This is a genomic window from Hydrogenophaga laconesensis (assembly GCF_031457235.1).
GTDB lineage: Bacteria > Pseudomonadota > Gammaproteobacteria > Burkholderiales > Burkholderiaceae_C > Hydrogenophaga > Hydrogenophaga laconesensis.
In genome coordinates, this window is record NZ_JAVDWE010000002.1 from 315,856 (window position 1) to 328,208 (window position 12,353).

General features: G+C 69.3%; 11 protein-coding genes and 1 pseudogene. 8 read left to right on the forward strand and 4 right to left on the reverse strand.

Annotated features, from left to right (window positions below; translation table 11 throughout):
- On the reverse strand, positions 1-363 hold the full coding sequence (locus J2X09_RS05860) for a hypothetical protein (RefSeq protein ID WP_204732695.1): 363 nt from the start codon (positions 361-363) through the stop codon (positions 1-3).
- Positions 364-555: 192 nt separating this feature from the next.
- Between J2X09_RS05860 and J2X09_RS05865 the strand changes: the two genes are divergently transcribed.
- From J2X09_RS05865 to aqpZ, 4 genes are all read left to right on the forward strand, one after another.
- Positions 556-1,137, forward strand: coding sequence for a DUF502 domain-containing protein (locus J2X09_RS05865; protein ID WP_204732694.1), 582 nt, complete (start codon positions 556-558; stop codon positions 1,135-1,137).
- A 135-nt stretch (positions 1,138-1,272) separates the two neighbouring features.
- Positions 1,273-1,896, forward strand: a complete 624-nt coding sequence (locus tag J2X09_RS05870) for a dioxygenase family protein (protein WP_204732693.1) — start codon at positions 1,273-1,275, stop codon at positions 1,894-1,896.
- 51 nt (positions 1,897-1,947) lie between these two features.
- Positions 1,948-2,967, forward strand: a complete 1,020-nt coding sequence (locus J2X09_RS05875) for a metal-dependent hydrolase (protein ID WP_204732692.1) — start codon at positions 1,948-1,950, stop codon at positions 2,965-2,967.
- A gap of 117 nt (positions 2,968-3,084) precedes the next feature.
- The gene (aqpZ, locus tag J2X09_RS05880) at positions 3,085-3,792 is read left to right on the forward strand and encodes an aquaporin Z (protein ID WP_204732691.1); all 708 of its coding nucleotides are present in this window, start codon (positions 3,085-3,087) and stop codon (positions 3,790-3,792) included.
- Positions 3,793-3,937: 145 nt separating this feature from the next.
- Here the strand turns inward: aqpZ and J2X09_RS05885 are convergent, their stop codons facing one another.
- From J2X09_RS05885 to dinG, 3 genes are read right to left on the reverse strand one after another with little or no spacing between them, the layout of a single operon-like run.
- Positions 3,938-5,479, reverse strand: a complete 1,542-nt coding sequence (locus J2X09_RS05885; RefSeq protein WP_310307720.1) for a phospholipase D family protein — start codon at positions 5,477-5,479, stop codon at positions 3,938-3,940.
- A 17-nt stretch (positions 5,480-5,496) separates the two neighbouring features.
- Positions 5,497-5,967: a CopD family protein gene (locus tag J2X09_RS05890; RefSeq protein WP_204732690.1), complete on the reverse strand. Its 471-nt coding sequence runs from the start codon at positions 5,965-5,967 to the stop codon at positions 5,497-5,499.
- A 38-nt stretch (positions 5,968-6,005) separates the two neighbouring features.
- Positions 6,006-8,306, reverse strand: coding sequence for an ATP-dependent DNA helicase DinG (gene dinG / locus J2X09_RS05895; protein WP_204732689.1), 2,301 nt, complete (start codon positions 8,304-8,306; stop codon positions 6,006-6,008).
- Positions 8,307-8,449: 143 nt separating this feature from the next.
- Here dinG and J2X09_RS05900 point away from each other — a divergent pair, with 143 nt between their 5' ends.
- From J2X09_RS05900 to J2X09_RS05915, 4 genes and pseudogenes are all read left to right on the forward strand, one after another.
- A complete protein-coding gene (locus tag J2X09_RS05900; RefSeq protein WP_204732688.1) occupies positions 8,450-9,796 on the forward strand; it encodes a PQQ-dependent sugar dehydrogenase in 1,347 nt (448 codons plus the stop codon).
- Between the two features lie 51 nt (positions 9,797-9,847).
- Positions 9,848-10,438 (forward strand): hypothetical protein, encoded by a 591-nt coding sequence (locus tag J2X09_RS05905; RefSeq protein ID WP_204732687.1) that lies wholly within the window; start codon positions 9,848-9,850, stop codon positions 10,436-10,438.
- A gap of 18 nt (positions 10,439-10,456) precedes the next feature.
- Positions 10,457-10,825 (forward strand): annotated as a pseudogene (locus tag J2X09_RS05910) (hypothetical protein); the annotation flags it as partial.
- On the forward strand, positions 10,723-12,321 hold the full coding sequence (locus J2X09_RS05915) for an outer membrane protein assembly factor BamB family protein (RefSeq protein ID WP_445352002.1): 1,599 nt from the start codon (positions 10,723-10,725) through the stop codon (positions 12,319-12,321). The pseudogene J2X09_RS05910 and the gene J2X09_RS05915, both read left to right, overlap by 103 nt.
- The last annotated feature ends 32 nt before the right edge of the window (positions 12,322-12,353 follow it).

A 12,353-nucleotide genomic window follows, 5' to 3' on the forward strand; every position in this document is an offset into this window, starting at 1 on the left:
TCAGCGCAGCACGCGCGCCATGGTGTCGGGCCCGGAACGCGCGCCCGGTTCACGCCGCTGGGCCGGGGCGTCGGGCACCTCGGTGGCCTCCACGTCGACCACATCAGCCGATCGGTTTGCGCCGCCGGCCGCGCTTCCCGGCCATACGCCCTGGGTATAGCGCTGCGAGGTCTGGCGGAAGCGGCTGAACACCACCGCCGGGGTGGGCTTGCGCCCCGTGACCAGCGCCCAGAGCGACACGCCCAGCATCACCACGATCGCGGCCAGCAAGAGACTGAACACGAAAATGAGGCTGGCCACGACCAGCACCAGCCTGAGCACGCCACGCAGCACGCGGCCGAAGAAATCGAAGAGTCCATTCATGGATTTGAGAGCCTCCTGGCTCCAGGGGAGTTCCTGAACTGGCGCAAGCGCCAGGCGTGGCGGCCCGGAAATGGGCAAACACCAGGCATATGGGGCCCAGGCAGCCCATTGCAAGCACCCTGACTGCTATGCTCCCGCTGTCCCTCCCGCTGTCCCTCCCGCGCCAGCCGCACACGCCACGACCGACGCCCCATGAAACCGATCTACCAGTACTTCTTCCGCGGCCTGATCACCTTCCTTCCGGTGGCGCTCACGGTCTACGTGCTGTACCTCTTCATCGTCTGGCTGGAAACCCTGGCGATGTGGGCAATCCGGCCGCTGGTCGGCGACTTCTACCTGCCGGGCCTGGGTATCCTGATCGGCGCGGCCATGATCTTCGGGCTGGGGTTCCTGATTTCCCAGCCCGTGACGGCGCGCATGCTCTCGTGGGTGGAGCTGCCCTTCACCAACCTGCCGGTGGTCAAGAGCATCTATTCTTCGCTGAAAAGCTTTGCCGACTACTTCTCGCCCAGCCAGAAGGAGACACAGCAGCAGGTCGTGATGCTCAAGCTGCCGGACAACGAGATGACCATCGTCGGCCTGGTCACACGGCAGAACATGCAGGGGCTGCCGCCCGGGCTGGCGGAACTGGACCATGTGGCCGTCTACCTGCCCATGGGCTACATGATCGGCGGCTACACCGTGTTCGTGCCGCGCAGCTGGACGACGCCCATCAACATGTCCGTCGAAGAAGCCATGCGCGCCTCGCTCCTGGCCTGGATGGGCGGGAAATAGCCCCCCCGCGCTGCCTGCGGCGTCTTCCCCCAGGGGCAACGCCTGCGGCCTGGCGTAGCCAGTCCCGCGGTGTTCTGGATCAGGAACTTGCACGCCGGACGCTCTTCCAATCAGACAGATATTCCAGGAGAGTCCATGCCCGTCCTGCCCCGCCGCCGCATCCTCATCGCCAGTGCCGCCGCCGTGGCGGCCCCGGTCTGGCTCTCGCCTGCGTTGGCGCAGTCGAATAACCTGCGACCCACACCGCGCCAGACGGAAGGGCCGTTCTACCCCGTGAGCCTGCCCGCCGATTCGGACGCGGACCTGCTGAAGAACGGCCAGGCTGTGTATGGCAAAGGGCAGCCCGCCTGGGTGGATGGCACGGTGACCGATCTGGCCGGTGTGCCCGTGGCGGGTGCGGTGGTCGAGATCTGGCAGTGCGACCACGCGGGCCACTACCACCACCCGGGCGATGGCGACCGGGCCGACCCGGCCTTCCAGGGTTTCGGCAAAGTCACGGTCGGGCGCGATGGCCGCTACCGCTTCCGCACCCTGAAACCCGTGCCCTACACCGGGCGCACGCCGCACATCCACGTGAAGGTGCGGCTGGACCGCGCGGAACTGCTCACCACCCAGCTCTATGTGGCAGGCGATCCGGGCAACGAGCGCGACGGCATCTGGCGGCGCATGAGCGAGGCGGACCGCGCCGCAGTGACAGTACCGTTCGCCCCTGGCAACGACGGCCTGCGCGCCACGTTCCCCATCGTGGTGCAGGCCTGAACAAGCCCCTGTCACCCACGGTGTGAGCCGGCGCGGCTAAGCTCTCGCGCCATGGATTCATTGACCCAGATTGCCCTCGGCTCGGCCGTGGGCGTGGCGGTGATGGGCCGTCGCACGGCCGTGTGGAAGGCCGCCTTGTGGGGCGCCATCGGTGGCACGCTGCCCGATCTCGACGCCTTCATCGACCACGGTGACGCCGTCCTGAACATGACGCTGCACCGCGCGGAGAGCCACTCGCTCATCGTGCTCACGCTGTTCGCGCCCTTGCTGGCGTGGGTCGTGTCGCGCATCCACGGCGAAGCCGCGCTGTTCCGGCGCTGGTGGCTCGCCCTGTGGCTGGTGCTGATCACCCATCCGCTGCTCGACACCATGACGGTGTACGGCACGCAGTTGCTGCGACCGTTCAGCGACCACCCCTTCGGCGTGGGCAGCGTGTTCATCATCGACCCGGCCTATACGCTACCCCTGATCGTGGGTGTGGTCGCCGCGCTGCGGTTGAGGTCGGCGCGCGGCCTGGCCTGGAACGCCGCCGGCCTGGTGCTCAGCACGCTCTACCTTGCCTGGAGCGTGGGCGCACAGCACCACGCCACGCAGGTGGCTCGCGATTCGCTGAAGCAGCAAGGCATGGCGGCTGACGGCCTGCTGGTCACCCCCTCGCCGTTCAACACGTTGCTCTGGCGCTTCGTGGCCACCACCTCCACGCAATACCGCGAGGGCTACTACTCGCTGCTGGACGACACACGCGACGTGCGGTGGACGGTGCACGACCGCGGCGCGGAGTTGCTCACCCGGTACCGCGACGAGCCTTACGTCGCGCGCATGGCGGCCTTCACACACGGTTTCTTCAGCGTGTCGGAAGCCGAAGGCCGCCTGTACCTGACCGACCTGCGCATGGGCCAGGAGCCGAACTACACCTTCCATTTCGATCTTGGCACCGACGCCGACCGCGCCAACGGCGGACAACGCCCCACGCTGAACGGCTCGCGGCCCGACATCGCCACCGCGTTGCCTGCGCTGTGGCACCGCATACTCGGCCAACGCCCGCCCCCGGCGGCCAGCGCGGCGAACTGAGCGATCCCCCTGCGCCCGCGCGGCGCGGTCACAGGGATGTGTCAAATCATTGTTAATTCGCTTGTGTGCCGCGCTGCGCCTGCGTATCGTCCGCTGCCTCTCGACTAGGTGAGCAGCATGGAATACAGCAATCTCCAAAAATGGTCCGCCGAGTTCCTCGGCACGTTCTGGCTGACGTTGGGCGGCTGCGGCAGCGCGGTGCTGGCGGCGGGCTTCCCCGAACTGGGCATCGGGTTCACCGGCGTCTCGCTCGCCTTCGGGCTGACGGTGCTCACCGGTGCCTACGCCTTCGGGCCGATCTCCGGCGGCCACTTCAACCCGGCGGTGTCCGTCGGTCTGGCGCTGGGTGGACGGTTCCGTGCGGCGGAACTGCCCGGCTATGTGGTCGCCCAGGTGCTGGGCGCGGTGGCCGCCGCCGGCGTGCTCTACCTGATCGCCACAGGCAAGCCGGGCGCCGTGGTGGGCGGCTTCGCCACCAACGGCTACGGCGCACACTCGCCCGGCGGCTACGACATGGTTGCCGCGCTGCTGACCGAGGTGGTGCTGACGGCGGTGTTCCTGCTGGTGATCCTCGGTGTCACCGCGAAGCGCGCGGCGGCGGGTTTCGCCGGCCTGGCCATCGGTCTGTGCCTGACCCTCATCCACCTTGTCTCCATTCCGGTGACCAACACCTCGGTCAACCCGGCGCGCAGCACCGGCCCGGCCCTCTTCGGCCCCTCCGTCGCACTGGATCAGCTCTGGCTGTTCTGGGTCGCGCCGATCGCCGGTGCCGCGCTGGGCGCGCTGATCTGGCGCACCCTGCTGGCCCACCGCCACGACGACTGAACCCGTCTTTCCCAAACCCCCAACGAAAGAGGCGTGCCCTCCAGAGGCATCAAGGGTCCGGCTGCGCCGGCCCGAGATGCCGTCGCCCTTCGAAGCGCCGAAGGCGCGCCACGGAGGGGGAAAGCGGCGCAGGCGGGTGCTTCTTTCAGAGCAGCCACTCGATCGGCAGCACCGACAGCAGGCCGATCCAGGCGCTGCGTCCCAGCGTGCTGCCCGGTTCGCGTGTGTGGCGCAGCGCCTGCCCCTCCCTGCGCTCGATCCACACCAGGCCGCCGCTCTCATCGAGTTTCACCTCATAGGCGCTGGCCGGAATGTCCCGGTCAAACGCCTGGGTCACCGCCTGTGCCAGCACGGGGCTGTCGATGATGAAGCCGAGTTCGGTGTTGAGGTGAGCGGAACGTGGGTCGAAGTTCATCGAGCCCACGAACACGCGCCGGCCATCGATGGCAAACGTCTTCGCGTGCAGGCTGGAGCCCGAGCTGCCGGACACGCCGGCGCGGCCGCCCTGCGGCTGCGCGCCGCGCTTCATTTCGTGCAGCTCGACACCGGCGCGCAGCAGTTCCTTGCGGTAGCGCGCGTAGCCCGAGTGCACAGCCGACACGTCGGTGGCCTCCAGCGCGTTGGTCAGAATGCGCACGCGAACGCCTCGGGCCGCGAGCCGGCTGAAAGCGTCCACGCCCGCGGCGGTCGGAACGAAGTACGGTGACACCAGATCCAGCGAAGCCACGGGTGGGCGGGCCAGCACCTGCTGCAGCTGGTGCGTGATGAGGTCTTCCCTCTCCGCCAGCCCGAGGCCCTTGCGCGGATCGTCGCTCACCATCTCCACCCTGGCCCACTGCGGCAGGTGTTCACCGGCCAGCAGGTCGGCCACGAAGCGCGATTCCCGCAAGGCCTGCAGGTAGCGCGCCGCGCGCGGATCGTCCTCGGTGCGGGTCGTGGGCGCTGGCACCGCGCTGGTAGCGGGCACGATGCGGTCGATCGGGTAGGCGGACGCACTGGCCCAGTAGCGGTCGAAGTCGGCCGACAGCGCCGGCAGCACGGCGCCTGCGGCCAGCACGTCAAGGTCGGCGAACAGCACGCCGTCGGTGGCACCGAAGTACTCGTCGCCCACGTTGCGTCCGCCCACGATGGCGGCCTGGTTGTCCGCGACCAGCGCCTTGTTGTGCATGCGGCGGTTGGCGCGGCTGAAGTGCGTGAGGTAGCCCAGCGCCTTGGGCTGGCGCACCGAGAACGGGTTGAACAGCCGCACCTCGATGGCGGGATGGCGATCCAGCGCGAGCAGCCTGGCGTCCATGGCCACGCCGTTGTCGTCCAGCAGCAGGCGCACGCGCACGCCGCGCCCGGCGGCCTCCCGCAGCGCGTCCAGCAGCAGGTTGCCGGTGATGTCGTCGCGCCAGATGTAGTACTGCACGTCCAGCGTGCGTTCGGCGGCGCGCACCAGCAGCATTCGGGCTGCGAACGAGTCCAGCGCCTCGGCCAGCGGCAGGATGCCGGACTCGCCGGGATGCGCCTGCACCTGCTCATTCAGCGCACGGCCCAGGCGGGTGGCGGCCGCTTCGGCGTTCGACAGCGCCATGGACTCGCTGCGCCCGTCCAGCGGCGGCAGCGCGCAACCTTGCAGCAACGCAGCCAGGAGCGCGATCATCCAGAGGCGGTACCCACCCAGGGGCGCCAATGGGGAAGCCATGGCCGCGCGGAGGGCATTCAGCCCATGAGCAAGGTCACGCAGATGATCACGATGCCGATGCACAGGTTGACGAAGACCCAGGCCCGGATGGAGGCCATGGCGGCACCACCGGCAGGCCAGTCGCTCGCGTCCACGGCGCGCGTGAGGCGCTTGAAGAGTGCGAAGCGGATGTGGCCGAAGATCGCGATCATCAGGATGCCGAGCGTGGCCATGATGGTCCAGTCCAGCGGCATGTTGAAGGACAGGCCAGCCTGCACGGTTTCCTTGGCCACGCGGCCGATCATCCACAGCCCGGTGACCAGCACCACCAGCGAGGCCACGAGCACCGTCGACAGGAAGCGCTTCATCACGGTCTGCAGCAGGCGCAGGCGCACGGGCGCTTCGAGCGTCTGCACCGAGGGGCGCAGAAAGAAATGCGCGAAAGCCATGCCGCCCACCCACAGGATGACGGCGAGCACGTGGATGAGCTTGAGGACGGAAAAGATCATGGCGATGGCTTTCTGGTGGGTCTTCGTGGGAAGGAGGCTCAGGCCTCGGTCAGCGCGCCATCGACGCGGCGCTGCAGCCGGTAGGGAGGCAGGCCCTTGAGCATGCGCCGCCCGTAGGACTGGCGCAGCAAGCGGGCATCGTAGCAAACGACCACGGCCTCGTCGGTCTCGGTGCGCAGCGCGCGGCCGGTCCATTGCAGCAGCCGTGCACCGGTGGCGGGCACCACCAGTTCGCTGAACGGGTCGCGGCCCTGGCTCTTGAGCCAGTCGGCGCGCGCCTGACCCACGGGGTCACTGGGTGAAGCGAACGGCAGTTTGGTGATGAACACCCACTCGCACAGCTCACCGGGCAGGTCGAGCCCTTCGCCAAAAGACTGCAGGCCGAACAGCACTGACGGCTGGCCGTCGGCCACGCGCTCGGCATGGCGGCGCAGCAGCACGGTGCGCGAGGCCTCACCCTGCACCAGCACGCGGTCGCGCAGCGCCGCGTGCTCACCGCGCTCAAGCAGGCCTTGCGCCTGACGCATCTGCGCGCGCGAGGTGAACAGCACCAGCGCGCCGCGCTCCACCTGCCGCAGGTCAGCCATCAGCAGGGCGAGCATCTCGCGGGTGTAGCCTTCCACGTCCTTCGGGTCGGCCTGCGTCTGCACCACGATCAGGCGGCCCTGGCGCGCATGGTCGAACGGGCTCTGCACCTCGCGCGCGGCCACCGCGCCGTCCCAGGCCAGACCGGATTCGTGCAGGAAATGATCGAAGCTGCCGCAGGTGACGAGCGAGGCCGAGGTGACCACCGCCGCGCGCACCTGGTTCCAGAGCTGGTTGCGCAAGAGGCTGCCCGGCTGCAGCGGGCAGGCGTGCGCCGTGAGGGTGACCAGCCCGTGGCTGACACCGGCCTCCAGCCACTTGGCCAGCGGCGGCTGGCCATCGCCGGCCTGCTGCATCCAGTAGCTCGCCGTTTCCTGCGCGCTTTGCAGGCGCGGCGCCAGCACGCCCAGGCGGCTGTAGAGCCTGGCGCAGCGCTGGGCGTCGCCCGGGTTTTCGCGCGCGGTCGTCTTGAGCTGTGAGGCCAGCGCCTCGAACACCTTGAGCAGGCTGCTGGCGCTGGCGTGCAGGGTCGTGACCACATCGAGCCAGTCCGCCGGTAGCATGCCCCCTTCGAAGCGGTCCACCACCGGCGCGCCGGCGTCGTTGAAGCCGCCGCCGGGGCGCAGGGGTGCCCGCCCGGCGGCGCGGCCGGTGAGGTCCAGCCAGGCGGGCAAGGCGCCGATGCGCTGCATGGCGAGCCGGGCGAGTTCGCCCTGCGCGCTCTTGAGTTCGCGCGCGGACGCGGCGACGTCGATCGTCGGCTTGTATTCGATCGCAGCGGCCACCTCGTCCACGGCGCGCGGCAACTTGTCGAGCCACTGGCCGCGCATCAGGTCCATGGACGCGGTGAACTGCCCTTGCGCCACCGGGCCCAGGTGGTGCGCCTCGTCGAACACCAGGTAGCAGTCCTGCGGCGCGGGCAGCGCGTGCAGGCCGAGCGTGGAGAGCAGCAGGTCGTGGTTGACCACGATGACCTGGGCCTGGGCCAGCTTCGCACGCGCCTGGTAGTAGCTGCAGCTGTTGTAGCTCGGGCAATGGCGCGCGGTGCAGGTGTGGCGTTCGGCCGCCACCGGTCCCCATAGGCCACCGTCGGGCGGCTCGTCGAGCCGGTCGCGGTCGCCGTCCCAGCTGCCGCTGTCCAGCGCGTTGGCCCAGGCGGTGTACTGCACGCCACGCTCCTGCCAGCGCGCGGCCGCTGCGGCCGAAGCCGTGGCACCGGTGTCGGCACCGCCGTCGTCGCTCTCGAAGAGATCGGCGCTGGCCGCATCGCCGCCGCTGAGCTGGTCCAGTTTCAGGCGGCACACGTAGCGGCCACGCCCTTTGGCCAGCGCGAAGGCGAACGGCTGGGGCAGCGTGGTCGCGAGCGCGGGCAGGTCCTTGGCAATCAACTGCTCCTGCAGCGCCACGGTGGCGGTGCTGATGATCACGCGCTTCTGCTGCGCGAGCGCGAGCGGAATCACGGTGGACGCGTAGGCCGCCGACTTGCCCACGCCGGTGCCGGCCTGCACCACCGCGATACCCCGCGCGGGCAAGGGGGCATCGCTGGCCACCGCACCGTCGCCCAGCGAGACGCCAGAGAGCGTCTGCGCGATGTGCGCGGCCATCTCGCGCTGGCCCGGCCGCGCGCGGTAGCCCGGGGCATGGGCCACCACATGATCGAAAGCGGCCAGCGCGAGTGCCTCGCGCGCCAACGGGCCGCTGGGCAAGGCATCGGGGGTTGCGGGAGTGGCGTCGGTCGCCAGGGCGGTGGGCATGCGGTGTTCTGCGGGCAAAGCACGATTGTCCCAGACGGGCGTCAGCGTCGCGGTGTTGGTGGCGCAACGCACAGACGTCAGTGGGTATCGGTCTTAGTTTCAAACCATCCCGCTGTCACACCCACATACACAAGGAGCCTTCAATGGTCTCGTCGCGTCACGCCCTTCCCGCCAGGCAACCGTCACTTGCACTGCTCATGGCCAGTGCGTTGCTGCTGGGTGCTTGCGGTGAGTCGGCAAAACTGAAAGTGGACACCGGCTACGGGCCCGACCCCGAGCTGCCCGCGCCGGTGAAGACGATGCTGCCCACCGTGAAAGTGGCGAAGGCACAGCCCTGGCAGGAAGGCCAGATGCCCACCGCCGCGAGCGGCACCACGGTGAGCAAATTCGCCGGCGGGCTCGACCACCCGCGCTGGATCCACGTGCTGCCCAACGGCGATGTGCTGGTGGCCGAATCGAACGCGCCTGAACGGCCGCTGCGCGACGAGCTGCTGGGCATCAAGGGCAAGGTGATGGGCATGGTGATGAAGCGCGCGGGCGCCGCCACGCCCAGCGCCGACCGCATCACCCTGCTGCGCGACGCCGACGGCGACGGCACCGCCGAAGTGAGCTCCGTGTTTCTCGAGAACCTCACCTCACCTTTCGGCATGGCGCTGGTCGGCAACGAGCTCTTCATCGCCAACACCGACGCGCTGGTGAAGGTGCCCTACCAAGCGGGAGACACCAGGGCCAGTGGTCCGGTGACCAAGGTGGCCGATCTGCCCGGAGGTGCGCTGAACCATCACTGGACCAAGGGTCTCATTGCCAGCGCCGACGGCAGCCGGCTGTACGTGTCGGTGGGCTCGAACAGCAACGTGGCCGAACACGGCATGGCCCATGAGGAAGGGCGCGCGGCAATCTGGGAATTCGACCGCGCCACCGGCAAGGGCCGACTCTTCGCCACCGGCCTGCGCAACCCGGTGGGCATGGCCTGGCAGGGCGAGACGCTGTGGACCTCGGTCAACGAGCGCGACGAACTTGGCTCCGACCTCGTGCCTGACTACATGACCTCGGTGCGCGACGGCGCCTTCTACGGCTGGCCTTACAGCTACTACGGCCAGAAGGTCGACGAGCGTCCACAGCCGCCGCGCCCCGACCTGGTGGCCACCGCCGTGCGACCCGACTACGCGCTGGGCAACCACACCTCGTCCCTCGGTCTGGCCTCTGCGCGCGGCAGCACCCTGGGCGGCCCCTTTGCCGAGGGCGGCATGTTCGTCGGCCAGCATGGCTCATGGAACCGCAAGCCGCCGAGTGGCTACAAGGTGATCTACGTGCCCTTCTCTGGCGACAAGCCCAACGGGCAGCCGGTGGATGTGCTCACCGGTTTCCTCGACGCCGACGGCAAGGCGCTCGGCCGGCCGGTGGGCGTGGCCATCGACGGCAAGGGCGCGCTGCTCGTGGCCGACGACGTGGGCAATGTGATCTGGCGCGTCACCGGCCCGCCGCGCTGACACCTTTCAACCCCCAGTGCGCGTTCGCGTGCACGCATCTGGAGCATGCGCATGAACGCCAACACCGACCTCACCCCCACCCCCATCGCGCGACGGCGCGGCCTCGCCGGCTGGGCCTTTCTGACCTGGGCCGTGTTGCTCGCCATGGCCGGGCTGGTGCTGGTGGTCATGGGTGGCCGGCTCGCGATGCTCGGCGGCTCGTGGTACTACCTGCTGGCTGGCGTGGCGCTGGCCGCCGCCGCGGTCTGCCTCGCCCTGGGCCGGGGCGCGGGCATCTGGTTGCTCGGCGGCCTGCTGCTCGCCACGCTGGTGTGGGCCTGGTGGGAAGTGGGCAATGACGGCTGGGCGCTTGTGCCCCGGCTGGCCTGGCTGGCGGTGGTGGGGCTCATCACGGCCGCCTTCTGGCCCGCGGTGCGGCGCAGCCCATGGCCGATGAACCGGCGCCCGTACCTGGTGCTCACGGTCGGGCTTCCGCTGGTGATGGGCGCGGCCATCCTCGTCCCGCTGCTGTGGCCCTCCACCATCCTGCTCGCCAGCGGCGGCGATGGCCAGCGCCCGGCCGAAGCCTTCAGCCGCGGCACCGTGCCCTCGCCCGACGGCAACGTGTCCGCCAACCACGACGCCAGCAGCTGGACCGCCTAGGCGGGCTCCAACCTTGCCAACCACTACACGCCTTCGGCACAGATCACCAAGGGCAACGTGGCGCAGCTGGAGATCGCCTGGCACCACCGGCACGGCGACGTGAAGGCGCCCGATTCGAACATCACCTACGCCACCCAGAACACCCCTTTGAAAGTGGGTGAGCTGGTGTACATCTGCACGCCCACCCAGCAAGTGGTTGCGCTCGAAGCCAGCACCGGCAGGGAACGCTGGCGCTTCAATCCGGAAACCGACCCGGTCGCGCTTTCGAGGGCCGCAGCCTCTGTGTGCCGTGGTGTCTCGTATCACGAAGCACCCATTGCCGCCGAATCCCCCAGCGCCTTTTCTGGCCTCTGGCAGACGGACGTCTCGGCGCGCTGGATGCCATGACGGGGAAGCTGTGCACCGGCTTCGGCAGGCAGGGCTACGTCGATCTGAACGAGCACACGGGCAACACGCTGGCGGGTTTCGTCGGCCCCACGTCACCACCGGTGGTCATGCGGGGCGTGGTCGTCCAGCCCACGGGCCAGGTGCGTGACGGACAGGAACGCGCCGCGCCCTCGGGCGTGGTGCGAGGCTATGACGCCATCGATGGCAGCCTGCGCTGGGCCTGGGACCTGGGCCGGCCCGAGACCACGCGGCTGCCTCCGGAAGGCGAGGTCTATACGCGCGGCACGCCCAACGTCTGGACACCCATGGCGGCCGACGACGAACTGGGCCTGGTCTACCTGCCCACCGGCAACGCATCGGGCGATTTCTACGGCAAAGAGCGCACGCCCGAGGAAGAGGAATTCACCTCGTCGATCGTCGCGGTGGACGCCAGCACCGGCCGCGTGCGCTGGCACTTCCGCACCGTGAACCACGACCTCTGGGACTTCGATCTCGGCCCGCCGCCCAATCTGGTCGACTGGCCCATGCCAGACGGCAGCCGCCGCGCGGCCATGGTGCAGGCCACCAAGGCGGGCCCGGTGTTCGTGCTGGATCGCGCCACCGGCGAACCCCTTCTGCCGGTGGAGCAGGTGGCCGTGCCGCAAGGCACCGACCACGGCGACTGGACCGCCCCCACGCAACCGCTGTCGCCCGGCATGCCCAACACCATCGGCCAGCCCGACAAGGACATTGAAACGCTGCGCGAGAGCGACACCTGGGGCATCAGCGCGTTTGACCAGCTGATCTGCCGCATCCAGTTCAAACAGATGCGCTACGAAGGCATCTACACACCACCCACGCTGCAGGGCACCATCGCCCACCCCGGCAACCACGGCGGCATCAACTGGGGCGGTGTGGCCATCGACCTGCAGCGCGGCATTCTCGTGATGAACAGCAACCGCCTGCCCTACACCGAGCACGTCTACACGCGCGAGACCATGGACGAAATGGGCATCGTCTCCATCTTCCGGGGCAAGAGCGCCGTGCCCGACTACATGGCGCAGGCCGGCCTGCCCTTCGGCGCCAAGAAAGAACCCTGGATGTCGCCGCTGGAGACGCCCTGCATCGCGCCGCCCTGGGGCTATATCACGGGCGTGGACCTGCGCACCCAGGAGGTGGTCTGGCGCCGCCCGCTGGGCACCGGCTACGACCACGGACCGATGGGCATTCCCTCGCGCATGAAGTTCACCATGGGCACGCCCAACAACGCGGGCTCGCTGGTCACGGCCGGCGGGCTGGTCTTCATCGGCGCGGCGCTGGACAACTTCCTGCGCGCGTTCGACACCGAGACCGGCGAGCTGATCTGGGAGACGCGCCTGCCCGCCGGCCTGCAGGCCGCGCCGATGAGCTACGAGGTGGACGGCCGCCAGTACATCGTGGCCGCCGTGGGCGGCCACGAGCGCATGGACACGAAGCTGGGCGACAGCGTCATTGCCTGGGCGCTGCCGACGCGCTGACCACGGGCATCTGCGACCCCGCCGCAGCGGCG